Source organism: Pseudozobellia thermophila (assembly GCF_900141855.1).
Lineage (GTDB): Bacteria > Bacteroidota > Bacteroidia > Flavobacteriales > Flavobacteriaceae > Pseudozobellia > Pseudozobellia thermophila.
Genome location: NZ_FQYU01000010.1, coordinates 42,971 through 68,538 on the forward strand (window position 1 = coordinate 42,971; position 25,568 = coordinate 68,538).

A 25,568-nucleotide genomic window follows, 5' to 3' on the forward strand; every position below is an offset into this window, starting at 1 on the left:
GATTATGAGATTACGCCCGAGCCCACGAGCTCGTCTTCGAGGTACCAAGCCACGAACTGACCTTCGGTAATGGCCGATTGCCTTTCTTCAAAATCAACGTACAAGCCCCCGTCAATTTTATACAAGGTAGCCTTTTGCAGCGGTTGGCGGTAACGAATCCGAGCCATTACCTCCATCTTCCCATCGCTTTCCAAGGCGAGGTCGGGCCGTACCCAGTGCAACTCCCCGTCGTTGACAAAGAGCGTTCTACGGTACAGTCCCGGATGCGATTTTCCTTGGCCGGTGTAGATGATATTTTCCTCAACATCGGTCTCAATTACGAACAAGGGCTCCTTGGTACCCCCTACATCCAAGCCTTTTCGCTGGCCCTTCGTAAAATAATGGGCCCCTTGGTGCTCTCCTACTACCTTGCCATCCTCCAAATGATAGACAGGTTTGGCGGCGTTGTAGGCCAATTCATCCTCCTTGGAGGCAAACTCGCGACGCTCCTTCCTATACTGGGGGACATCCGACGGAACCTCGACGATCACCCCTTTTTTCGGTTTCAGTTTTTGTTGCAGAAATTCGGGTAGCCGTACCTTGCCGATAAAGCAAAGTCCTTGTGAATCTTTTTTATCGGCCGTGATCAAACCGTTTTCGGCCGCAATTTTACGCACTTCGGGCTTGGTAAGCTCCCCGATGGGGAAAAGGGTGCGCGATAGCTGTTCTTGCGACAACTGGCACAAAAAGTACGACTGGTCCTTGTTACCGTCGAGGCCCGCCAACAAGCGGTAGGTCGCCTTGCCCTCATCGTCGGTCAACACGCCCTTGCGGCAATAATGCCCCGTCGCGACAAAGTCGGCCCCAAGCTGAAGGGCTATCTTTAGAAAAACATCGAACTTTATTTCCCGATTGCAAAGCACATCGGGGTTGGGTGTCCTTCCCTTTTGGTACTCGTCGAACATGTAATCGACGATACGTTCCTTATATACGGCACTGAGGTCGACGGTTTGAAAAGGGATGCCCAACTTTTCGGCAACTATAAGGGCATCGTTACTATCCTCCAACCACGGACATTCTTCGGAAATGGTTACCGAATCGTCATGCCAATTCTTCATGAACAGCCCTATGACCTCATAGCCCTGCTCCTTTAAAAGATAAGCGGCCACACTGGAATCTACTCCCCCCGAAAGTCCTACGACTACTTTTTTCATTGCACCAAAATTAAAGGGCAAAATTAAGCAATAAAGCGAATAAACAGCTTGCAAGATTCCTCTTTTAGCATTCCTTTAAATCAAAAACGTTCAATTATTTTTCAAATAAGTTAAACAAAACTACATATTGGACTTAGTTTAGCCGTATTAAATACAGGGAGAAAGCACTAACGAAAAATACCTCCTGGAAAATTATTAACTATTAATTCAAAAATTATGAAACTCAACAAGATGAAATTACTGGTCCCCTTTGCCTTCCTGCTCTTCTTTGCCGTCTCGTGCAGCGATGACGATAACGGCATTGTCATGGAGGAAGAAATGGAAGAAATGGAAGAAGAGGAAATGGAGGAGGAAGAAGAACAATCAAGCATTGTCGAACTGGCCCTGGCAACGGCCGATCTGAGCATTTTGGTCGATGCGCTAACCGAGGCCGAATTGGTCGAAACCCTTCAAGGCGACGGCCCCTTTACCGTTTTCGCCCCAACGAACGCGGCCTTTGAGGCTTTTTTGAGCGACAACGGATTCGCTTCATTGGACGATATTCCTGAAGACGTTCTCGAACAGGTACTGTTAAACCATGTGGTGGCCGGTAACGTTATGTCGACCGACTTGTCGACCACATATATAAGTTCCCTTTCCACGGCCGGGGTAGATGATAGAAATATCAGCCTTTACGTCGACATCAGTAATGGGGTGACCATAAACGGCTCTGCAGTAACTACGGCCGACATAGAGGCTTCCAATGGAGTTGTCCATGTGGTCGATCAAGTAATAGGATTGCCCAACATCGTCGACCATGCCGTATACAATCCGGCCTTATCGGAATTGGTCGGTGCCTTGACCATGGACGGAAACACGACCTTTACGGACCTCTTGGCGGATCCAGAAACCATGTTTACGGTCTTGGCCCCTGTCAATGATGCCTTTACCGCCTTCGACAATCCCAATGGAAACGATTTGGACGCCATTCTTTCCAATCACGTAATTGCCGGTGCCTCCCTTGCCGCAGCCGATTTATCGAACGGCTATGCCAACACGGCTGCCACCAACGGGGATGGCGACAACCTGAGCATCTATATAAACGTCGACGACGGTGTACAATTCAACGGTCAAAGTAGCGTAGCCATAAGTGATGTGGTGGCCACCAATGGAATTATCCATGCCGTGGACGCGGTAATCGACCTACCTACCGTAGTTACCTTTGCCGTTGCGGACAGTGAAAATTTCTCGAGTCTGGTCGGCGCATTGACCTCAGAGGGCCAACCTGATTTTGTGTCGGTATTGAGCTCTACCACGGACAATGCCCCCTTTACCGTATTCGCACCTATCAACAGTGCCTTTGCTTCACTGGAAGAAGTACCCGAGGGCGAAGCATTGACCGCCGTATTGAACCACCATGTGATTGCCGAGGCCAACATCGTTTCAGGAGACCTAAGCGACGGATTGGTATCTCCGGCCACCCTTGAAGGCGATACGCTTACCTTCAACGAGGCCGACGGCACCTTCACCATTACCGACGGGGCCGGCAACATGGGAACCGGGATCGTAAAGGCCGATGTACAGGCCATCAACGGTGTCATACACGCCGTAGACCAAGTACTGATTCCCTCCACTGAAGATTGATTTCCTTATCGATTTTACCCTTAAGAAGGCCGCTGTTCCAGCGGCCTTCTTTTTTTCGCTCCTGCGACGAAATCGTCCGCTGATACCAAGCTATATAAATCCCCAAAGGCAGAGACCACTGGTATTTCGCAGTTAGTATACAAAAAAGGCCCGTTTACAACTCTATTTTTTTTTAAGCGCACCTATGATGCATCTTTGTCATCCCAAATCTTATCAGACATACCTGACCAATGCTAAAAAACCCCGACATAATACTGTCAGGGTTTTTGTTTTTCGGCCATATTTAAGTTACGACCCGGTTATCGTTTGCCCGTTTTCTTTTGGCGCTCGGCCTCTTCCATCATCTCCCGCATCTTGCGCTGAAACTTGTTTTCCTTTTTAGGTTTCTTTTTGTTCTCTTGAATCTGGGCATGGATCTTATCGTTATCCAAAATAAAATTCTTGATCACCAACATTATTCCAATGGTAATCAGGTTGGAAACAAAATAATACAAACTGAGTCCACTTGCGTAGTTGTTGAAAAAGAACAGCATCATCACCGGCATCAGGTACATGATAAACTTCATATTGGGCATACCCGGTTGCTGGGGCATGTTCTGACCGGTCGTCATGGTCATGTAAAAGAAGATAGCGACCGAAGCCAAAATCGGGAACAGACTGATATGATCGCCATAGAACGGTATGTTGAAGGGCAGTTCGGCTATCGTATCGTAAGACGAAAGGTCGTCGGCCCATAAGAAGGATTTTTGCCGTAGGGCAAAGGAGGTCGGAAAGAACATGAAAAGAGCGTAAAAAATAGGCATTTGCAAGAGGGCCGGCACACAGCCGCTCATGGGGCTTACCCCTGCCTTGCCGTACAGCTTCATGGTTTCCTGTTGTTTTTTCATGGGGTTGTCCTTGTACTTTTCGTTGAGCTCGTTGATCTCGGGCCGCAACACCTTCATTTTGGCCTGCGACAAGTACGATTTATAGGTAGCTGGAGACATGGCCAACCTTACCAGAATGGTCATCACCACAATGGCGATGCCGTAGGGCAGGAAGGAGCTCAAGAAGGTATAGAAGGGCGTAAACACATATCGGTTGAGCCATCCGAAGATACCCCATCCGAAAGAAATGGAGTCGTCGAGACCGAGCTCTTCGTACTGCTCCAAAACCTTGATATCGGTAGGACCGTAGTACCAGTACATGTTCTGCGCCAGTTCGCCGGCGACCAATTCCATAGGTATCTTGGAACTGAACAACTTGGTGAACTTGACGTCCTTGCTTTCCTCTTCGACCAAGTTCTTGGAGCTAAACTCGACCGTCTTGAACCTGCTCTTGTTCGTGGCCAGAATGGAGCTGAAAAAATGCTGCTTGTACGATAACCATTTTACGTCTTCCTCGGTTTCCTCGTCATCTCCACTGACGGATAGATAGTCGACCTTGTCATCCTCATAGTTGTAGGTAAGCTCGGTATAGCGGTTCTCGTACTCGACGCTTTGGTCGTGGCGCAGGCCTTTAAGCGTCCATTGCAACTCTACCGGTCTGCTGCCATCGATAATACCGTTGAGTCCCTGCGACCTGATGGTAAAGTCGACCAGGTAATCGTCTTGCTTCATTTCGTACCGATACTCCAAGAACGCGTTGGGGCCTGCCATGGCCTTCATCGAAAGAACCTTGTTTCCGTTGTTTTCGGTCAGGGAAGGCTCGAAATACAGGTCCTCGGTATTCAAGACCCTGTTATCGGAGGTGGTAAAACTCAAGCCAAAGGAGGCATTGCCGTCTTTGACAAGGTATACGGGAATCGAATCATAGGTATGAAACTGTTTCATACGGGCCTCTACGATCTGCCCGCCCTTATTGCTGATGGACAAGGATACCAAGTCGTTTTCCAGCTTTGTAATTTTGTCACTGGGCTGGGTAAAGCCGAAGGCGCCAAGTTTACTTTTGTAATTGGCGACCGCCGTGGAGTCTTGCAAATTTAGGGTTGCGGCAGTGGGTACGGCGGCCATTTGCGCCTCACCTTCCCCCTGTTCTTCCTGAACCTGTTCCTGCTCCGCCTTTTGGGCCTCAAGTTCCTCAGGCGTCGGCCTGTTTTGGTAAAACATAAAAATAAGAATTCCGAAAATCAGTACGAAGCCGATGACGGAGTTGATATCAAGCTTTTTTTCTTCCATTTAAATAAAATTACTAACCCTCTGATTAAACCAAGCTTACAAATTCCTTCCGCTTAGTGTGTGGCAATCTGCAAATATATGCCCAAAAGCCAAGATTATGCCATAGTGGCATTAGATTGTTTCTTCTTGTACTCCAAGGCCGCCTTTACAAATCCGACAAAGAGCGGATGTGGGTTGGCCACCGTACTCTTGTATTCGGGATGGTACTGTACCCCTATGAACCAAGGGTGATCGCTCAATTCAACAATCTCGACCAAGCCGGTTTCCTTGTTGATTCCCGTTGCCTTTAAGCCCGCCTCTTCCATGGCCGACCTATATTCATTATTGAATTCATAGCGATGCCGGTGCCTTTCCGAAATTTCATCGGCCCCGTTGTACACTTGTTTGGCCAAGCTGCCCTCTTGAAGCTCGCAGCTCCAGGCCCCTAGGCGCATCGTCCCTCCCTTATTGGTAATGTTCTTTTGCTCCTCCATAAGGTTGATGACCGGATTTTCGGTGTTGCCGTCCATTTCGGTCGAGTTGGCATCCTTCAGCCCGAGAACGTTGCGCGCATATTCGATTACGGCCATTTGCATGCCCAGGCAGATGCCCAAGAAAGGAATTCCCTTTTCACGGGCATAGCGGACCGCATTGATCTTGCCCTCGATTCCCCGCTCGCCGAAGCCGGGTGCTACCAAAATGCCGTCAAGCCCTTTTAATTTTTCGCCCAGGTTGCTCTCGGAGATATGCTCCGAATGGATCGACCTCACGTTTACCTTCACCTCGTTCGTGGCACCGGCATGGATAAACGACTCGAGTATCGACTTATAGGAATCTTGCAGCTCGACGTATTTTCCGACCAAGCCTATGGACACTTCGTGCCTAGGGTTTTTATGCCGATCCAGGAACTGGCTCCATTGCGTTAGATCGGGCTCCACGACATTGGGCAAGGCCAGTTTTTGCAAAACCACCTTGTCCAAGCCTTCTTCCTGCATCAGAACAGGGACATCGTAGATAGTCGATGCATCGATCGACTGTATAACGGCTTCCCTCTTCACGTTGCAGAAGAGGGCCAATTTATCTTTTAGCTCGTCCGATATCTGGTGTTCGGTACGACAGACCAAAACATCGGCCTTGATACCACTCTCCATCAAGGTCTTTACGGAATGCTGTGTTGGCTTGGTCTTTAGCTCCCCTGCCGCCGACAAAAACGGAATCAGGGTCAAATGTATCACTATGGCATTGTTATCGCCCAAATCCCACAACAATTGCCTTACGGCCTCGATATAGGGCAGCGATTCAATATCGCCCACGGTACCCCCTATCTCGGTAATTACGATATCGTATTCCCCACTATTGCCCAGCACTTGGACCCGTTCCTTTATTTCATTGGTAATGTGGGGTACGACCTGTACCGTTTTGCCCAAAAACTCGCCGCGACGCTCCTTTTCGATCACGCTTTGGTAAATGCGTCCGGTGGTAACGTTATTCGCCTGTGAGGTCCTTACATTCAAAAAACGCTCGTAGTGCCCGAGGTCCAAATCGGTCTCTGCCCCATCGTCGGTAACATAACATTCGCCATGCTCATAAGGGTTTAGGGTACCGGGATCTACGTTGATGTAGGGATCCAATTTCTGAATGGTCGTTTTGTAGCCACGGGCCTGTAGCAATTTGGCGAGCGATGCCGCGATAATACCTTTTCCTAGAGAAGAAGTAACACCTCCCGTAACGAAAATATACTTTGTCTGAGACATAATGGGGTTTCTTTGTTACGGGGCACAAAGATACGAATTGCCCTAAGATATCACAGTTTATGGCGTGGAAAATCTTTTTGGATCCTTCTGACCAGGGGCTCGAGCCCGTTTATCTTGATTTCCAACATCGATTGTAGTAAAAAACCCAGTTTGCCTTCGGGAAATCCGTTCTGCTTGAACCAGACCAGGTAAGGTTCGGGAAGATCCACCAAATAGCGCCCCTTAAACTTTCCAAAGGGCATTTTGTAATGGGCCAGTTCGACCAGCTTTCGTTTATCGGGGGATATATCCATGATTTAAAACTAAATAATTTATCTTTAAAACCTTTAAGATTTTAAATTTATGGAACGAAGAAAATTTATCAGTGCCTCGGCGGCCGCCTCCGTGGGCATTATCGCCTGTAAAAATACGAATGCCATGCCCCAAGCATCGAACGAAAAAGACAGTGGACTAAAAGGAAACATCAACCACAGCGTATGCCGTTGGTGCTACGACAAGATCCCAATGGAGGATTTTTTAAAAAGCCTGAACGAACTTGGCATTAAGGCCATGGACCTTACAGGCCCGGAAGATTGGCCCTTAATGAAGAAATACGGCATACACGCCTCTATGTGCTGGGGCGCCGGAAAAGGAATTCTAGAAGGATGGAACGACCCCAAACTACACGATGAACTTATAGCCGACTATAAAAGGATGATACCCATCGTGGCCGAGGCCGGTTACACGAACCTGATCTGTTTTAGCGGAAACCGCAACGGCATGGACGACGAAGAGGGGCTGAAGAACTGTGCCGAGGGCCTAAAGCAAATTATGCCGGATGCCGAAAAACACGGAGTCGTACTGCAAATGGAGCTTCTCAACTCGAAGGTAGACCACGCCGACTATATGTGCGATAAGAGTGCCTGGGGCGTTGAACTGTGCAAACAGATCGGATCGGAACATTTTAAGTTGCTTTACGACATCTACCACATGCAGATCATGGAGGGCGACATCATAAGGAACATCCAAGACTACCACGAATATTTTGGGCACTACCATACCGGAGGCAACCCGGGCCGCCACGAAATCAACGAAACCCAGGAACTGTACTACCCCGCCATAATGAAAGCCATATTGGACACGGGCTTTAAGGGTTATGTGGCGCAAGAGTTCATTCCTACATGGGACGACAAGATTGCCGCCCTTAAGGAAGGGGTTACCATCTGCGACGTATAAAACCAAGGGTCGCGGCAACGCGAAGCCAGGAACCATTCATAAGGACGGACAATAGGTCGGCAAGCCCCGGCTAATTGCCCAGTCTCCTTAGAAAATCGTCCTTTCGCCGTACCGCGACCTCCAATCTGGCCCCGTCGGACATAACTACATAGCCCCCTTTTCCCTTAATATACTTTTCAACGTGGGCCAAATTCACGTAATGTGATTTGTGAATGCGAAAGAACTGTACATCGCCCAAAAACTCCTCAAAATACTTTAGGGTTCTTGTCGAGGTCAGCTTTTTGCCCCTTGCCGTGAAAATATGGGTGTAATTGCCGTCCGATTCGCACCTGACCACATCGGAGACATTTAAAAACGTAAAATCCTTTACTGTCGGTATGGCAATTTTTTTGACACCGTCGAACCTAGCTTCAAAATTGTGGAAAAGCACTTCCAGTTTTTTGGCATGGTTCTCCTCATTTCTTCTGTCCCTCAACCTATTGAGGGTTTCTTGAAACTCGTCGGGGTCGATCGGTTTTAACAGGTAATCGAAGGCCGAATACTTGAAGGCGTTCACGGCATAGGCTTCATAGGCCGTGGTAAAGATGATGTAAAAGTCGATCCGATCTAACTGTTTCAACAGGTCAAAGCCCGTTTCGTTCTGCAGGTGGACATCCAGGAACACGACATCGGGCCCAAAGGTTTCTATGGCCTCGATGGCGGCACTGACCGTCGAAACGGAGGACTTTAAATCCAGGAAGGAACGATGTTTTGCGACCAAATTTTCAAGGGCGTCCCTACAATGCCGTTCGTCATCGACAATAATTGCGTTCAACATAGGCGTTAAAATTGAAGTTCCAAAGGCAGTTTTACCTCCACGAGCGTCCCTACTTGCTTATCTACTACCTTAAAACTGCCCTTCCTACGCTTTAACCGATTGATTATTTCGAGCCGGTTTCTGGTGATCTTGAGGCCCATGGAATGGTTTTCCTTTCTCATATCTATTTTTTTCTGTCGCCCTACCCCATCGTCGTCAATGCAACAGACCAGAAAATCTCCCTCGGCCCGCACGTGTACGTCTACCCTTCCCTCTCCGTTCTTTTTCGAAATGCCATGCCAGATGCTGTTTTCGATAAAAGGTTGCAGAAGTAGTGGCGGCACCAAAGTATTTCCCGGGTCTACTTGTCGGTCTACCTCAATGGAATAATTCAACGGATGGTTCAATCGCATGGCCTCAATATCCATATAAATTTTCATAAGCTCCAGATCTTCCCCAAGGGTAATCCATTTTTTTTCGGAATTTTCAAGAATGGCCCGGGTCAGTTTGGCAAACTTCAGTAAATAGGCCTCCGCTTTGGCAATATCGTTTTTGGCCATGTAATCGCTTATGGAGTTGAGTGCATTGAATATAAAATGTGGGTTCATCTGCGACCGCAAGGCCTTCAGTTCGGTCTCGGCCACCTGGGCGTTGAATTCCGCCAGTTTTTTTGCCGCGAGGGCGTCACTTCGCTTTTTGTACATCACGAAGGCCACCAAAAGGGCCACCAAGAAAACCGACGAACTAAAGACGACCATTTTATTGGTTACCCTCTGTTTTTCCACTTCGGCCTTGGCAAGCATCTCCTTCTTTTCAAAATCGGCCTGAAGCTTCGTTTTTTCACCTTCGTACTGGTATTGGGCCTCCAATCGGGCCATTTCCTCTTTTTTATCCGTCGAATTAAAACTGTCTTTGAGTACGACCGCCCTGGCCTTGTTATCGTAGGCCCGTTCGAAATCCCCTTTTGCCCTGTACAATTCGGCCAAGCTTTCAAAGGCATTGTATTGAAGGCTCAGGTTGTGTACCTCTTCGGCATAGTCCAGTGACAAATTGTAGTTTTTTCCCGCGCGATCCAAGTTGGCCCACTTCGCCCCTCCCACGGCAAGATTGAAATAACAGTCGCCCAAATTGCGGTGGACGATGGAGAGATTGTTATGGTTGTTCAGTTTTTCATAAATTCCTTGGGTTCTTTGAAAATAGGGCAGGGCCTTTTCGTAAGCCTTGAGTTCAACGTAAGCAATCCCGATGTTGGTCAAGGCACTGGCCTGCCCCCTTTCGTTGTGGATTTCCTCCATGATCGCAAGCGCTTGTTCGTATAGGCCTATGGCCTCTTCGGGCATTCCCTTTTGGGTTCTCAAACGCCCCAAATTGGTCAAGGCATTGGCCTCCCCTACCCTAAAGCCCTGTTTTTTATATCCTTCGAGGGCATATTTTTGGTACTTCCCGGCCCAATCGAATTTTTCGAGATGGGCGTATAATAGGCCGATATTCGAATTGATATTTACATATTCAAGGTCTCCGGTAAGTTTTAGGTCTTCATAAATATCCTTGGCCTTCAAGTAAGCTTCCAATGATCGCGGGTATTGGGAAAGGTACATATGGTTGATGCCAATGCTATTGAGCATCTTTGCCATCAAAAAACTATCCTTTTCCTTTTCAAATACATCATAGGCCCTTTGGTTGCAGTCATTGGCCCGGCGGTAATCGGCTTGGTTGAAGTACACCAGGCCCATATTGTATATCAGTCGCGCCTCACCGGCCCTATCGTTGTTCCGCCTTTTAAGGTCGCGGGCGAGGCCATACATTTCCAAGGCCAGGGTATCCCGGCCCAAAGCACTGTAATTATGGCCCTTATAGGAATAGGCCGTAGCCAACCCTACCGTATCGTTCAGGCGTTTGGCCAACAGCAGGGCACCGTCACCGACCCTTAAACCTTCTTCGGGATCTATCGAATAATGAAGATAGGCCAGTTCATTGAGAAGGGCCAAACGCACGGAATCGTTTTGGACGTGGTCCGCCAAGAGCCCTTGTATCGAATCGATTTGCCTTTGTTGGGAAAAAGCAAAATAGGGCAACAGAAAAATCAGGGGAACCCAACTAAATCTCATATACAGTTCAATTGAAACAATTTAATCGGGGGAGCATAAATGTAACCAATCTTGTTTCGACATGCTATTAAACGTTAAAAAATATTACGGGCCGCCGATATCGACAAAAACGTTCCGTAACCCAAACACAACGGTGACCGCCCATATGGCCCATTCAATAAATCCTATGGCCCAAATACCATATTAAGCCCTACTTTCAGACAGAGAACGAACCAACGCACCGTCTTATGAAAACCACCATTGAACCACGCGCTACCCTTATTGTAGCCTCAACCTGTTTAGCCGCTGTTTTTCGAAGGTCCAACAGTATCATGGAAAGGCGACGTTGCGCCGAGGCGGATTATGGGCATGCCGAACGACGGACCGGATACCTGAAGGCCATATGGATCAAGGCGGAGCCTTGATGTAGACCGGACCCGATGCCCCTCAACGGGTCACATAGGCCCATTCAGTATTGCCAACATCCTGTACCCTTACTAAATAACCACCAAAACCAATGATCATGAAAATTTTACGAAACACCGGCCTAATAGCATTATTGCTATGTTCGAATTACTACCTGTCGGCCCAGGTAGCCCGTCAAGAAAACAGCCCCGGGGAAGGGCAGGCAAACCAAAACACGATCAAGGAAGTAGAGCAGATCAATCAGGCCTCCGAAGAGATCAGCGCTACAGCCTCCAACACCACCGATGCCGTAAAGAGCACGGTATCCAATTCAAGGGAGGCCCTTAACGAGATAAAATCCCTTTTCGGCCCAGGAAAAACAAAGAGGGCGAAGGGGACCGTTACCATAGGCATCGCCCCCATTACCTACGACGATCCGGACCTCAACGCCCTCTACGAGCATATTATCGGTGTAAAAGGCGCCAAAAGCCCGAACAAAAACTTCAGCAACGGCAGTGTTACCATCACCGTAGAATACAAAGATAAGGCCGATGCCCTGTGGCAGAGCCTACCGACGGGGGTACGCTCCCCTTTTAAAATGGTCCAGATGAGCGATGATCAAATTGTGGTACAACATGGCGACACCCCCTAGTCCGCATTTGTGCCAGAAGTCCACCAAACAAAATTTAGACAACCCCAACCACCCATCAAGATGAAAAAAACAGTACTCCCTTACTTTTTAATACTAATCGCCTTCACCCTTTCCAATTGTGAGCAGGCCGAAGAGATCAAAGAGTCGTTCGACACTTTGGAGTGTGCCAACCTACTAATCGATATCGACGAGAGATGGGACGATGACGATGTCGACTGTTCCGAAATTAAATCCGACATAGACAAAATACTGAAGTCGTGCGGTGAGTTCCTGGATGCGGAAGACAAGGCACAATTGGAATTTTACAAGGCGAACTGCAGCGATGACTAACGGCAAAAACACAGAACCGACAACCCATAGAACCACGTTTATGAAATACACGGATAAACCCCTTCGCCCTATTCTTCTCTTCCTTCTTTTGTTCTACTTGTGCCTCTCTTGTTCGGAAGATGCCCCTTCGGCCGAAGCCACGCCTGAAACCGAAGCGCAACAAGAGGAAGCCGTTCCCGGGGAAACCGATGATACCGAAGGGGACGAAGGAGAGAACGAAGGAGGGGAACAAAACGATGATGCCGGCGAAGACGACGCCAACGGTGAAGATGGCGAGGACGAGGGGGACAACGGCGATGACACGGATGAAGACGACGAATCGACCGATGACGACGATGGGGCCAACGACCATTACGGCACCATAGAACTATCGGGGGACGAAACCTCCGAAATAGGGGAGTCGCTGACCGTAGGCCATATCGGCATCGGGCTGTCCCAACTGACCGGTAACGAAAGAACTATTGTCTTGACCGATTCGAACACCCCTATATCGGAAGAGGAAGGGCCACAACCCAATGACTTGGAAAACAACTTTGTTATCGTCGCCCTCGACCTCGGCGATCAAGCGACGGAAGTTGCCGACAGGGCCCTATCGATAAACATATCGGTTGACGGCACCGATTACAAATATGCCTGTGCCTCACCCGTTGTGGGCACCTTCATTGCGTGCGGCGATGGCTTTTATATCGATTTCGACAAAAAGCAAATGGTCTTTGACGATGCCCAGATCGCCAATACCACTACGAAGAAAGTCCTTACCCTGAAGGGAACCATTACCTGGGAATAAGAGGATATTTATTTGAAATTTAGCTTGGAAACTTCGTAAAAACAGTTTTACCTGTATTTTTACACCAATTTTATAAAACCACATCGGTAAAAACTACAATCACATGAAAACAACGAAGAACATGTTATTATTTGCGGCCCTATTCTGTTTGGTTTCCACCATCAGGGCCCAGGAATTCGAGGTAGGCACCAATGTCATCAACGCAGGTATAGGCGTAGGTGGTTATTACGGCGGATACAACACCTCTACGGAAAGCCCTGTATTCAGTGCCAGTTATGAAAGAGGGGTGTGGGATATGCCCGGCCCCGGCGTCATCAGCCTCGGAGGCTATATTGGTTATAAAAAATTCACTTACGACGACAGGTACTACAACTACGACTACAGCTGGTCGTATACGGTCATAGGTGCCCGCGGCGCATACCACTATACCGGTTTCGACATTGACAACCTTGACCTCTATGGCGGAGCCATGATCTCTATGCGCATCTATAGTGGCGACGCCTATAGCGACCTGAACAGTAGGCCGGGGGCTACGGTCTTTGCCGGGGGCCGGTGGTATTTTTCGGAAAGTTTCGCCGGTTTTGCGGAGCTGGGATACGGTGCCGCCTACTTGACCCTAGGGGCCTCGTTCCGGTTTTAATTTCAAAGGCAAGCAAGGGATAGCAAGCTCCCCGTCAGGGGAGTTTGGCCTCTTGTTCCAAGGCTTCCGCTATCATCTTGTTCCATTCCATTTGCTTTTGGGTATCGCGGGAGAAGTTGGTTTCGTGGTCGTACCTGTTCTGAAAAATATAGAGCTCTTTGAGCACCTCTTTGTAGATTTCCCTGACCTCTTCCTTAATATTGGCCGTAAAGCGGGTTTCCGCCAGGCGCTTCCTAAATTTTCGGGCATGCAGTTCCGCAATATCGAAATGCAGCTGTTCGTGGCTTAAGATCAAATCATCGACCATATCGGGTCGGTACCACGATTTTTTGGGGTAGAACTCACATCCTACCACAAAATCGACATACACTTGCCCGTCTTTTTCGTAGGTCGAAAACTTATAGCTTATACTGCTTGCCGTAGTGGCCGCCGCCCATTCCGTTTTAAGGTATTTGCCTTTAAAATCGGACCATTGGAGCTTTCGGTCGGCACTCCACGGAATAATTTCCTCACCTTGTGCAAAACCGGCTATCGCAAGGAAGAAAAACAGGAAAAACGAAAACTTTAAGACCATCTTATCGAAAAACTTGCAAGCCTTCGCCAAACCGTCGAAGGCATTTGGCAAACACAGCATCAACAATTGAACCAAAGCCCGCTATAGGCACCAATCAAAATCGATTATCTTTTCTATATCGGGGTGCAGACTATAGAGCACCGGGCATGTCTTGGCCGTATGTTCCAATATCTTTCTGTCTTTCTCCGATATCTGAGAGGGCAGCGACAGCTTGGCCTCTATTTTGGAAATTCTTCGGGGATCCGAGGCCATGTGCTTGGTAATTTCCACTACAGACCCGGTCAAATCGACGTTCAGGCCCTTGGCCTTGATTCCCATCATGGTGACCATACAACTCCCCAAGGCCGTAGCAACCGTATCGGTAGGCGAAAATGCCTGGCCCAGCCCATTATTGTCGACCGGGGCATCGGTAATAAAGGTATCTCCCGAACGAAGGTGTTCGCAAGTGGTCCGTAACTCCCCGTTATAGGTAACTTTTGAGGTCATAGGCTTGTTTATTAGTTAACTGGTGTTCCGGCCGATTACCGTACTTCCTTAATGCGCAAATCTTCAATGGTCATGATATAGGAAGAACGATTGTAGTAGCCCGATGCCCCCTTTCTCTCATAGTTGAACTTGTTGCCCGAATACGAGGTCTCACCGACCAATTTGGAAGCCTCCATCAAATTATTCTTATAGGCCAGTTTCAACAAAAGGTCGAAAGTAAGGTCAAAACCACGTACCGCATAACGATCGGGCAGGCTACCAAAGCGTTTTTCATAGCGCTTCGAGAACGAATTGTTTTCGGGCATCTTATAGACCGAAGGATAGGTAAACCTCAGGTTCGAAAGGTGTGCATTGGATATCACATCGTTTTCAAAGGCACTGTTTTTGTTGGTAGTGAACATTCGCATCTTCACCTTGTTGCCCTTGGGGTTATCAGGGTTCAACAAAGAGTTCTGGAACGAATTCAAGATAGAGGTCACACTTGAGACCAACTTAAAGTTTTCCGTCTCCAAAAAGACCCAATTTTCGGTCTCATCCGATAGGAGCCGTTTTAATTTGTCAATATTCACGCCAATATGCTTTTCCTCTTCCGCGACTTCGGCCACCTTGGCGTTGGGAAAGCGTTCCAAAATAGAATCGCGTACCGCGGCATGGGCCTTATCGGCAATGATGATCAAATTCTGATCTTCGTAGTTGTCGGCCACGTAGTCCATCATACGCTCCCTCAGTACTTTCGGAGAGGTATATGAATAGAATACGTTGACCAAGCTCAGGTCGCTTTCGGCAGGTATGGGCGCTATAACGGGAACTTGGCTATTATTGGCCCTCAAGGCGGTTTCCTTAAGCGAGGGCATATCCAAGGGACCGACAATGGCATTAAGGCCCGAAAGGTTTTCTTTTTGTAATATTTCCTTGGTCTTGGCCAGGCTCAATTCGTTGTCGAACGTTCTCACATCTACCGATATGCCCAGCTCGGCTATGGAGTCTATGGCCACCAAAGCGCCCGAATAGAGGCCCAGACTGTATTTAAGACTGTTTCTCTTGTCGATAATACTGGCCACCTCGGACTTGTCACCAAGGTCCAATTTGTTTAGCCTAAACGGCAAAAGGAACATCAATTTTGGCCTATGGGCCACATTGATGCTGTCGAGTAAATTGATTTTGTCAAGCACCAACGAGTTGCGCACCTCAAAATCGCCCTTCTGATCTTTAGGCAACTTGAGTACCATTCCCGCCTTGAGTCCGTCCTTCAAGTCCGGGTTAAGGGCCAGCAACTCCTTGTACGATACCCCGAACTTTCGGGTTAGGGAGAACTCGGTCTGTTTGGGTTTGACCACATAAAAGTTGTAATTATCGGTATTTACCTCGCCGGCGTCCGTCTTTTTCTGTGGAATACGGATGACCATCCCCTCCTTAAGGCCGCCCCTTTCGGTGATCTCCGGGTTCAGACGTACGATCTCATCGGGTTCTACCCCAAACTTCTGCTTGAGTTGAAAAAAGTTCATTTTTGGCGGAACCGTATACGAGACGAACAACTGCGTTTCTTGGTTTTCGACAGAGCTTCCCGGCAACTTCGGCATGCGAAGCTCTTGGCCTGCGGCCAAATGGTTGTTGGCCTTTGACAACTCGGGATTGAGTGCAAGCATGCTATCAATCGTAATACCGTACTTGTGGGCGATGCTCCAACGGGTTTCCTTGGGGGCAACGGTATAGGTTTCGAACGCATCGTCCCCGAGCCCATCGTCACTTACCGCCCTGCGGTACCTGGGAATCTTAAGGACCATCTTCTTCTTAAGCTGGCTCGAATACAACTCGGTATTGTATTTCTTTATCTCATCTTCCGAAATGTTATAACGTTTGGCGATCCCGTACAGGGTTTCCTTCTTTCTCACTTTATGCGAGGTAAAACCGATCGGCTCTTCTTGGCGTACATCCGGGCCATTGTCGTTGTTGCCTGCAGTAGGCCCCGAACCTGAAACCTTGGGATTTGCGGTTTTGGGGAGCACCAATATCGTGTTCGGCCTTAGGGCATCGCCTTGCTTGATCTCTTTGTTCAATTGCAAAATGGAGTATTGCGTTACATTGTAATCTTTGGCAATACTCTCAAGGGTCTCCCCTTTTTTCACCGAATGTGTCGTGAACTTCTGCGCCTTACAATTACCCGCCGCCAGGGTCAGTAAAAAAAGTAATGCAATATTCTTTAAAAATTGGTTCATTTTATTCCCATTCTATAGTTGCCGGTGGTTTTGAGCTAATGTCGTAAACCACTCTGTTCACGCCCGGCACTTTGTTTATTATATCGTTAGACATTTTTTGAAGGAACTCGTAGGGCAGGTTGACCCAATCCGCCGTCATGCCATCCGTACTCTCCACGGCCCGTAAAGCTACACATTTTTCATAAGTGCGCTCATCTCCCATAACTCCTACACTATTTACGGGCAAAAGCATGGCCCCGGCCTGCCAAACCTTGTCATAAAGTCCCCAATCGCGCAAACCTTTTATAAAAATATGGTCCACTTCCTGCAGAATCGCCACCTTTTCGGCGGTAATATCACCCAATATCCTAATGGCAAGTCCAGGCCCGGGAAACGGATGCCTGCCCAATCTTTCTTCCCCTATGTCCATACTCCTGCCCACTCTTCGCACTTCGTCCTTGAACAACATTTTAAGCGGCTCTACCACCTTCAATTTCATAAAATCGGGCAATCCACCGACATTGTGATGGCTCTTGATTGTCGCCGAAGGCCCTCCCGTGGCGGAAACCGATTCGATCACATCGGGATAAATGGTTCCTTGCGCCAACCATTTGGCGTCTTCGACCTTATGGGCCTCGTCGTCAAATACCTCGATAAAGACCCTCCCGATGATCTTTCGTTTTTTCTCGGGATCGCTTTCCCCTTTGAGGGCATCCAAAAAGCGTGCCGAAGCATCGACCCCCTTCACGTTGAGCCCCATTCCCTTGTATTGTTCCAAGACCTCTTCGAACTCGTTTTTTCGGAGCAATCCATTGTTTACGAAAATACAATGCAGGTGTTTACCTATGGCCTTGTGCAAAAGAACCGCGGCAACGGTGGAGTCTACCCCGCCCGAAAGCCCAAGGATCACTTTTTCGTCGCCGATCTTCCGCTTCAGTTCCGCAACGGTACTGTCGACAAAGGCATCGGGTGTCCAGGTTTGCCCGAGTCCCGCTATCTTCACCAAAAAGTTTTCCAACAGCTGTTTTCCATCCTTGGTATGATAAACCTCGGGGTGGAACTGTATGGCATAGGTTTCCTCTCCCGCTATCCTATAGGCGGCGTTCTCCACATCATGGGTACTGGCCAAGACCATTGCCCCCTCGGGAAGCTTTTGAATGGTATCGCTATGGCTCATCCAAACCTGGCTCCCTTCCGAAATCGATTCGAAAAATACCTCATCAGGCTTGATGTACGACAAGTTGGCCCTGCCGTATTCGCGGGTGTTCGATGGTGCCACGTTGCCTCCCCCGAAATGGGCCAGGTACTGTGCCCCATAGCACACTGCCAATAAGGGCTTTTTACCCTTGATCTGCGAGAGGTCCGGATGCGGTGCATCGTCGGCGCGGACCGAAAAGGGAGATCCCGACAAGATTACGGCCTTGTACTCCGACAAGTCTTCAGGTAGTTTGTTATACGGTTTGATTTCACAGAAAATATTCAGTTCCCGAACCCTTCTGGCGATGAGTTGCGTGTACTGGGAACCGAAGTCTAAAATAAGGACGTTGTTTTGCATGGGCAAAAATAGGAATTTCCCAAATTTGAAAAAGCCTCTTCCCATATATTTATAACGGGTTTTTAACAATCATCAATAAAAAACCATTACAAAATAAACTATCGCAACTATTTCATCCCAGATTCCAAAATACTCGATCGCCCCCCGAAATTTTTACAAAAAAAGAATGTCCGCCAGCCTCGTATTCAACGAATGACGTAGGCACAACCCCTTGAACCTGCCGAAAATAAAAATAGAAACAAATTGTTTAGGTAATGAAAAACAAAAAACTGGTGTTAAGCATATTAAACCAATTCCTACAAATTAAAAAATTGGTAAAACACAAACAAAAAAAGGGATAGTTCGGGTCATTTTTGAACGCCTCCAATACTTGTAACCCTTCGTCCCTTCGCCGGACACGACAGCTAGGGACAAAACCAAAAAAGAGGTTGCAAACACCTCTGTAAGATAAGCCAAAATACTCAAATCGAATGGAAAAAAACGCCACGTCCCGACCCAAAAACGAAGGCAGTGGGCATAAAAAAAGCCTAGGCTACCAAACCCAGGCTTTGCATCAAAATCAAAAACCAACCTAAACACATAAACTAATTCAAAGATTAAATCTTTTTCATAGCAATTTATACCTATAACACCTGATGCCAAAAATACCCTACCCGATCGATCAGGTTTTTTTTCTAATTTTACTTAAAATGAAATAAAAATGACGGATCGTATTTGGGAAGAACTTAGAAACGAACTGATTTTGGGTGCAAGCCAAAAAGGCCATCCTTTCAGGTACTGTACCTTTGCAACGGTCGGTTTCGAGCACCTACCGAGGCTCCGGACGGTTGTGGTGCGACATGTATCCGATCGGTTGAACCTCACCTTTTATACCGACCGCCGTTCAAAAAAAGTAATCCATATTAAGGAGAACAACAAGGTGAGCATGTTGTTTTACCATCCTGAAAAACTACTTCAACTAAAGATAGAGGGTCTGGCGAGCTTGGTAAGGGACGATAAAAGATTGAACGCCTACCTAAAGAACATAGAGGCCGACCATTTAAAGGACTATACCACGCATATAGCCCCCGGCAGCGCCATAGGGAGTCCGGATGAGATCGAATATCTCGACAAGAACAATTACTTCTGCGCCATAGAGATGGAACCTTTTAAAATCGAATACCTCAAATTGCAACGGCCCAGCCACCTCCGCGTCAGGTTTTCAAAGGAAGATGACCGCTGGAACAGTGAATTTTTGGTTCCTTGATCTGGCTACACGTTTATTAGGGCAAATTTAAGCTCCAGGGGTCTTAGGGCCTTCATCAAGACCGGTATTAGGTTCTCGCCCATTTCGAGATAGAGCTCCGAAAAGTTGAGATACCGCTCCTGCAACGACCCATTCGGAAAAAGCTCGTTCTGTATTTCGGTCATACGCATAACCTGCTCCTTCAGCTTTCGTTTTTGGGCCTTCAGCAAGCGCTTCTCCAAATGGTCCAAGCCTTTTTTCTGTTTCACCTCTTGGGCCCTTACCGCTCCCAAGAACGATTTATCGGTCTGCTCGGCCATTTCGTACAGCGCCTTGAACTGCTCTTCCAATAGTTTTTTCTGGGGGCCGAAATCGATATCTATATTCGAAATTTCCCGTATTTTTTTATTGATAAAACTACTGCGCCTTAAAAAAAGGTCTGCCACCGACAGGTTCATTTTCTCCAACTTGGCACGTTGTTTTTCGGTAATGACCAAGGCCGAATTGCGCAATAGGAGAATGGGAAAAGGCACATCCATGGCACCAAACATCGACTTGAGCTCCAGCCAATAGGCTATCTCGCCCCCGCCGCCGATATAGCAAAGGTTCGGCAAGATTACCTCTTGGTACAAGGGCCGGGCGATAACGTTGGGCGAAAAGCGCTCGGGATGGTTCTCCAGCTCCTTTACAAGTTCGTCCCTCGAAAAACCGATAGCGGTATCCAGCACATAAAAGCTTCCCTCCCGTTCGACGATTCTCGACCTCACCCCATCCTTTAGATAAAAATAATTGATCTTTCTAGGGTTGACCTGTATAAGGTAATTCGGATCGGTCTGCCCCAAGGCTGAAATGGTCCCGGTCACTTCCTTATAGGCTACATTTTCCAAGATATCCTTTTTGGCATAGGGCACCAAGAGCCTTTTAAGCCTATGGTCATCGCCATCGATGATTACAAGGCCATAGCTACCGAACAGCTCGTTGGCGAGGTACCTTGTGGCATCGGCCAGGTTATCGTGTCCCAGATAGGCCTTTTCAAAAAGTTTTTTTATGTCCTTCGCATGGGTACTCCCGCCCAACTGGGCCGCGAAAGTCTCATAGACCTCCACCAATCCCTGGGTATCGAAGCGTCCGACCGCCCCCGACTGCCCGTTGTCGGGGTTCCATTGTATTTTTTTGCCCTTGAAGTTGAAATAATTTATCTCATCGAAATCATGGTCCTCGGTGGCCATCCAATAAACGGGTACGTAGTTGTACTTCGGATGGGCCTTTTTCAATTCGAGGGTAAGGTTGATCGTCGATATGATCTTGTACAGAAAGTAGAGCGGACCGGTAAACAGGTTCAATTGGTGACCGGTAACGACCGTAAAGGTTATGGGCTCCTTTAATTTTTTGAGATGAACCTCGGTCTCTTCGCTGACATGGAAATCCTTGTACTGTTCCTGCAAGACGGAGTAGAGCACCTCGCGATGCGCATCGGGAAAGTGGGTAGCTTTTTCCTGTAGTTGGTCCTGAAAGTTTTCCAAGGTGGGGAAGCGGCTAAAAAAAGGCCTTACCCCCTCTTTTTGAGCAATATAATCGCAGATGAAATCAGAAAAATATCCCGTTTGGTCGAAAGGTAAACTGTCCATATCCATAAAGGTGTAAATATAAAACTCTCAATTAATCGGACCTCCTAAAAATTCGTTAATACGTTCACCCGATTTTTTCCCCAATGACAGACTATCAGGGGGCAAATACGTGAATATTCATTAGATTTGATACTGGTTAAAGCCCTAGAAGGGTTCCCTTGATTTAATTTCCTAACAAAACGATGCCATTGCGAACCGTTCTACTCCTACTCCTAAGCCTTTGTACCCTATCGACAATCGGACAAGACCTTAAGTCCCCTTCCGAATTCCTTGGTTACGAACTAGGGACCCGTTTCACAAGGCACCACCGTGTCATCGATTACTACCAATATCTTTCGCGGACAGAAAAGCAACGGGTTCGGCTTGAACAATACGGCGAAACCTATGAGGGCCGGCCGCTCTACCTGGCCTATATTTCGTCTCCCGCAAACATGGCCGACCTTGAAAACATCAGACAAGCCCACCTTTTGAACAGCGAGGGCACGGGTAATCCCGAGATTGCCATAGTATGGATGAGCTATAACGTACACGGCAATGAAAGTGTAAGTTCGGAGGCCTCCATGAAGACGGTTTACGAACTTTTGACGCGCAAAGGGGACTACCTGAAAAACACCGTGGTCATCGTCGACCCGTGCGTCAATCCCGATGGGCGCGAACGCTATGTCAATTGGTACCACCAATTCAAGAATTCGCCCCATCAAATCGACCCGAACAGCAAGGAACACCATGAGCCTTGGCTCAACGGCCGGCCGAACCACTATATGTTCGACCTGAACCGCGACTGGGCATGGCTCACCCAATTGGAAAGCCGACAACGAATAAAGGTGTACAACAAGTGGTTGCCCCATATCCATGTCGATTTTCATGAACAGGAAGTCGACAACCCCTACTATTTTGCACCGGCGGCAGAGCCCTTTCACGAAGTGATCACGGATTTTCAACGGGAGTTTCAGGTCACCGTGGGCAAGAACCATGCCCGTTATTTCGATGCCAATGGTTGGTTTTATTTTACCAAGGAGGTTTTCGACCTGTTGTACCCCAGTTACGGCGACACTTTCCCCACCTATAACGGAAGCATCGGCATGACCTATGAACAAGGCGGCAGCGGGCGCGCAGGCTTGGCCATCACCACCCGCATGGGCGACACCCTAAGCCTAAAGGACCGACTCGACCACCACAACACCACCGGGCTATCGACCATTGAGGTAGCCTCCAAGAACGCCAAACGGCTCAACTTGGAGTTTCAAAAGTTCCATGCGAACAAAGACTACAAGTACAAGAACTATGTGCTCAACGGAAATGCCGACAAGATAAAGAGGCTTACCGAATTGTTGGAAAGGCACGAGATCAAGTACGGCTGGGCCAAGACCCATACGGCGAAAGGATTTATATACCAAACCGGCAAAAACGGCAGCCTTAAAACCACCGGGCAGAGTTTGGTAGTACCCGTGGGCCAAAAGAAAGGAACCTTGGTAAAGGTTTTGTTCGAACCGAATGCCAAATTGAGCGATTCGCTTACCTACGACATTACCGCCTGGTCCCTGCCCTATGCCTATGGTCTGGATGCGGTAGCCGTACCATCGGAAATAGCCTATACGACGGATGCCCCTACCAAAAACAAGTCGGCGGCAACACCCGACCCTGGGGCCTACGCCTATTTATCGCCTTGGCAAAGTTTTGACGACGCCCGGTTCCTGGCCGCATTGCTACAGGCCGATTTTCGGGTACGCTACGCCAAAAAGCCCTTTGTTTTGGATGGCCGGGAATACGAACGGGGCTCCCTTATCGTTACCAAGGGCGACAACAAGCACAAGTCCGCCTTCGCGAGTGAACTGACCCAGATCGCCTCCCTTCAAGAGCGGACATTAACGGCCACGTCAACGGGTTTTGTCGAGGAGGGAAAGGATTTCGGTTCCGACTCGGTCAGCTTGATCAACGATACCAAAGTGGCCGTGCTATCAGGTTCCCCCACATCGACATTGCGTTTTGGGGAAGTGTGGCATTTTTTCGAACAACAACTGAACTATCCCATAACCGTAATAGAAGGCTCGTACCTGGCCGGTGTAGACCTTTCCGATTACGACACCCTGATACTGCCCGATGGCAACGGGTATTCCGATTTTCTGGACGAGCAAGTTCTGGAGAAACTAAAAACCTATGTAAAGAAGGGCGGTAAACTGATTGCCATGGGCCATGTACTCAAGGCTTTTTCATCAAAGCAGGTCTTCGGTATCAAGAGCAGGGAAATCCGAAAAGACAGCAGTCGCACCTTCGCTACTTTCGAGGAAGACCAAAGGGAACAGATAAAAAAAGCAATTACCGGTGCCATTTTCAAAACCAGGGTAGACAATACCCACCCCTTGGCCTTCGGCTACCCCAACTCATATTTCAGTTTAAAATTGGGCAATAGCGCCTTTAACTATTTACAAAAGGGTACCGTGGCCTTTTTGGAAGAAAAAAACGCCCGACCGGTCGCGGGCTTTGCAGGAAGCGAGGCCCAAAAGGGTATTGGGGAGACCCTGGTCTTCGGTGCAGAGGACTACGGAAAGGGCCAGGTAGTCTACTTGGCCGACAACCCCCTTTTCCGCGGATTTTGGGAAAATGGAAAGCTCTTCTTCGCCAACGCCCTTTTTCTAGTCAACTAAGGCTAGGCCATTTTCCCTTCCAGTGCGTATATATCGAGGTGGTCTTTAAACGCCGTTTCGGGCACTCTTGTCCGAATACATTTTTAGAACCCCAAAAATATAGTACTATTGCCTACACACTAAAGCTTGAAAATGAAAAATAGGTTATACCTGGCCGGTCTATGCCCCCATTTGTACGTCGATTTCTTGTTTTCGGGCCGAAGTCCCGTTTTCTTGGTTTCGGCCCTCTTGTTTTTGTACCACCTTCAGGCTACTTCGCAGTGCAACTCGACCCCCTTTCCCGACCAGTGGGAGGTACATCAATTGGAGAGCAGTGAGTTTTCTTACCGGCTGGTCTACATATACGCCGATTTCGATATCGATGGCGATGGCCTCAAAGATATAGTTACGGGAGCCTGGTGGTATCGCAATCCCGGTACCGCATCGGGCAATTGGGTCAGAAACACCATTGGTTCCCCGTTCAACAACATGGCGCACATTCACGATTTTGATGGCGATGGGGATTTAGACCTTCTGGGAACGACCGGCAAATACAAAGGTTACGATTTGGTGTGGGCCGAGAACGACGGATCCGGAAACTTTACGATACATACGAACATCCCCTCGGGAAACACCTCGTATTACGAACCCTTTATTGCGGGAATCGCTGGTGGGGATTTTCAGAACAACGGAAGCTATCAAATCGCCATCAACTGGAACGGTGCCGAAACCACGCACTCTGCCGTTCAAATGCTGACCGTACCCTCCGACCCCGTAAACACCGAATGGCCCATAGAAGATATTAGTGATGATTCTTTGGGGGAGGACCTTCAGAAAGGGGACATTGATGGAGATGGCGACCTCGACCTCTTTCAATCCAGAAACTGGCTGCGCAACAATGGCGACGGTACATGGACGACCATTGCGACCGGAATAGCATATGCCTCTACGGAAGACAGGGCCCAACTGGCCGACTTCGACGGGGACGGCGACCTCGATGCCGCGGTAGGCCAATTGACCGCCAATTCTACGACCAGCGCAAAAATGGAGTTTGCTTGGTGGGAAAATCCCTCGAATTCTTCACAAAACTGGACAAAGCACCTTTTGGCTTCCGATATCCGGGGAAGCCTCAGTGTTTTTGCCGAAGACATAGACAAGGATGGCGACCCCGATATTACCGTGGGCGAATGGAAGGGCGATAACCGCTTGATCACTTTTGAAAACGACCTGTGCGACTCGGGTACGTTTATCCGCCATACCCTTGATGAAGGAGGCACCGGCTTCGACCACCACGATGGGGCCCGCGTGGTAGATATTGACAACGACGGTGATTTTGACGTTGTCTCGATTGGGTGGGACAACATTATTCCCAGAATTTTTGAAAATACCTCCAATGCGGTAAGCAATGACCCGCCCACGGCCGATGCCGGAAGTGATAAATCCATCACCCTGCCCGACAACGCCGTTACCCTTAACGGATCCGGAAGCGATCCCGACGGGGGCAGTGTAAGCTTTCAATGGACCCAGGTCAGCGGACCCAATACGGCAAGCCTTTCCGGAGAGAACACCAAGGACCTAATGGCAAGCGCACTCGTCGAGGGCGGCTATGTCTTTAGGTTGACCGTAACCGACGACGAGAACGATACGGCCACCGACGAGGTAAG

General features: G+C 48.4%; 20 protein-coding genes. 9 read left to right on the forward strand and 11 right to left on the reverse strand.

Features of this window, described 5'->3' with window-relative positions; translation table 11 throughout:
- Window positions 1-2: 2 nt before the first annotated feature.
- Window positions 3-1,193, reverse strand: a complete 1,191-nt coding sequence (gene mnmA / locus BUB37_RS18025; protein ID WP_072995231.1) for a tRNA 2-thiouridine(34) synthase MnmA — start codon at window positions 1,191-1,193, stop codon at window positions 3-5.
- A 216-nt stretch (window positions 1,194-1,409) separates the two neighbouring features.
- Here mnmA and BUB37_RS18030 point away from each other — a divergent pair, with 216 nt between their 5' ends.
- Window positions 1,410-2,816: a fasciclin domain-containing protein gene (locus BUB37_RS18030; RefSeq protein WP_072995232.1), complete on the forward strand. Its 1,407-nt coding sequence runs from the start codon at window positions 1,410-1,412 to the stop codon at window positions 2,814-2,816.
- Window positions 2,817-3,115: 299 nt separating this feature from the next.
- Here BUB37_RS18030 and yidC read toward each other — a convergent pair whose 3' ends face one another.
- From yidC to BUB37_RS18045, 3 genes are all read right to left on the reverse strand, one after another.
- A complete protein-coding gene (yidC, locus tag BUB37_RS18035; protein ID WP_072995233.1) occupies window positions 3,116-4,972 on the reverse strand; it encodes a membrane protein insertase YidC in 1,857 nt (618 codons plus the stop codon).
- 95 nt (window positions 4,973-5,067) lie between these two features.
- Window positions 5,068-6,705 carry a CTP synthase gene (locus BUB37_RS18040; RefSeq protein ID WP_072995234.1) on the reverse strand — a complete coding sequence of 546 codons (1,638 nt, stop codon included), beginning with the start codon at window positions 6,703-6,705 and terminating at the stop codon, window positions 5,068-5,070.
- A gap of 50 nt (window positions 6,706-6,755) precedes the next feature.
- Window positions 6,756-6,998, reverse strand: coding sequence for a DUF3820 family protein (locus tag BUB37_RS18045; RefSeq protein ID WP_072995235.1), 243 nt, complete (start codon window positions 6,996-6,998; stop codon window positions 6,756-6,758).
- A gap of 49 nt (window positions 6,999-7,047) precedes the next feature.
- Here BUB37_RS18045 and BUB37_RS18050 point away from each other — a divergent pair, with 49 nt between their 5' ends.
- The gene (locus BUB37_RS18050) at window positions 7,048-7,920 is read left to right on the forward strand and encodes a hydroxypyruvate isomerase family protein (RefSeq protein WP_094766790.1); all 873 of its coding nucleotides are present in this window, start codon (window positions 7,048-7,050) and stop codon (window positions 7,918-7,920) included.
- 70 nt (window positions 7,921-7,990) lie between these two features.
- Here BUB37_RS18050 and BUB37_RS18055 read toward each other — a convergent pair whose 3' ends face one another.
- Together BUB37_RS18055 and BUB37_RS18060 are read right to left on the reverse strand one after the other, a co-directional pair.
- A complete protein-coding gene (locus BUB37_RS18055; protein ID WP_072995236.1) occupies window positions 7,991-8,737 on the reverse strand; it encodes a LytR/AlgR family response regulator transcription factor in 747 nt (248 codons plus the stop codon).
- Between the two features lie 5 nt (window positions 8,738-8,742).
- On the reverse strand, window positions 8,743-10,824 hold the full coding sequence (locus tag BUB37_RS18060; protein ID WP_072995237.1) for a tetratricopeptide repeat-containing sensor histidine kinase: 2,082 nt from the start codon (window positions 10,822-10,824) through the stop codon (window positions 8,743-8,745).
- Between the two features lie 502 nt (window positions 10,825-11,326).
- On the opposite strand from BUB37_RS18060, the gene BUB37_RS18065 reads away from it, so the two are divergent.
- The 4 genes from BUB37_RS18065 (at window position 11,327) to BUB37_RS18080 (ending at window position 13,617) form a co-directional block, all read left to right on the forward strand.
- Complete coding sequence (locus BUB37_RS18065; RefSeq protein ID WP_139278137.1) at window positions 11,327-11,860, forward strand: hypothetical protein; 534 nt, start codon at window positions 11,327-11,329, stop codon at window positions 11,858-11,860.
- A 60-nt stretch (window positions 11,861-11,920) separates the two neighbouring features.
- Complete coding sequence (locus BUB37_RS18070; protein WP_072995239.1) at window positions 11,921-12,190, forward strand: hypothetical protein; 270 nt, start codon at window positions 11,921-11,923, stop codon at window positions 12,188-12,190.
- 40 nt (window positions 12,191-12,230) lie between these two features.
- Window positions 12,231-12,977: a hypothetical protein gene (locus BUB37_RS18075; RefSeq protein ID WP_139278138.1), complete on the forward strand. Its 747-nt coding sequence runs from the start codon at window positions 12,231-12,233 to the stop codon at window positions 12,975-12,977.
- Between the two features lie 103 nt (window positions 12,978-13,080).
- A complete protein-coding gene (locus BUB37_RS18080) occupies window positions 13,081-13,617 on the forward strand; it encodes a hypothetical protein (protein ID WP_072995241.1) in 537 nt (178 codons plus the stop codon).
- Between the two features lie 34 nt (window positions 13,618-13,651).
- Here the strand turns inward: BUB37_RS18080 and BUB37_RS18085 are convergent, their stop codons facing one another.
- From BUB37_RS18085 to guaA, 4 genes are all read right to left on the reverse strand, one after another.
- The gene (locus BUB37_RS18085) at window positions 13,652-14,191 is read right to left on the reverse strand and encodes a DUF922 domain-containing protein (RefSeq protein WP_072995292.1); all 540 of its coding nucleotides are present in this window, start codon (window positions 14,189-14,191) and stop codon (window positions 13,652-13,654) included.
- An 81-nt stretch (window positions 14,192-14,272) separates the two neighbouring features.
- Window positions 14,273-14,677, reverse strand: a complete 405-nt coding sequence (locus BUB37_RS18090) for an OsmC family protein (protein WP_072995242.1) — start codon at window positions 14,675-14,677, stop codon at window positions 14,273-14,275.
- A gap of 35 nt (window positions 14,678-14,712) precedes the next feature.
- The gene (locus BUB37_RS18095) at window positions 14,713-16,893 is read right to left on the reverse strand and encodes a PBP1 and LysM peptidoglycan-binding domain-containing protein (protein ID WP_072995243.1); all 2,181 of its coding nucleotides are present in this window, start codon (window positions 16,891-16,893) and stop codon (window positions 14,713-14,715) included.
- A 1-nt stretch (window position 16,894) separates the two neighbouring features.
- On the reverse strand, window positions 16,895-18,427 hold the full coding sequence (guaA, locus tag BUB37_RS18100) for a glutamine-hydrolyzing GMP synthase (RefSeq protein WP_072995293.1): 1,533 nt from the start codon (window positions 18,425-18,427) through the stop codon (window positions 16,895-16,897).
- 700 nt (window positions 18,428-19,127) lie between these two features.
- Between guaA and BUB37_RS18105 the strand changes: the two genes are divergently transcribed.
- Window positions 19,128-19,673 (forward strand): pyridoxamine 5'-phosphate oxidase family protein, encoded by a 546-nt coding sequence (locus BUB37_RS18105; RefSeq protein WP_072995244.1) that lies wholly within the window; start codon window positions 19,128-19,130, stop codon window positions 19,671-19,673.
- 5 nt (window positions 19,674-19,678) lie between these two features.
- Here the strand turns inward: BUB37_RS18105 and bshC are convergent, their stop codons facing one another.
- Window positions 19,679-21,286, reverse strand: a complete 1,608-nt coding sequence (gene bshC / locus BUB37_RS18110; protein ID WP_072995245.1) for a bacillithiol biosynthesis cysteine-adding enzyme BshC — start codon at window positions 21,284-21,286, stop codon at window positions 19,679-19,681.
- Window positions 21,287-21,462: 176 nt separating this feature from the next.
- Here bshC and BUB37_RS18115 point away from each other — a divergent pair, with 176 nt between their 5' ends.
- Window positions 21,463-23,925: a M14 family metallopeptidase gene (locus BUB37_RS18115; RefSeq protein WP_072995246.1), complete on the forward strand. Its 2,463-nt coding sequence runs from the start codon at window positions 21,463-21,465 to the stop codon at window positions 23,923-23,925.
- A 132-nt stretch (window positions 23,926-24,057) separates the two neighbouring features.
- The coding region (locus BUB37_RS21695) for an FG-GAP repeat domain-containing protein (protein WP_170863188.1) at window positions 24,058-25,568 on the forward strand (1,511 nt) is incomplete at its 3' end.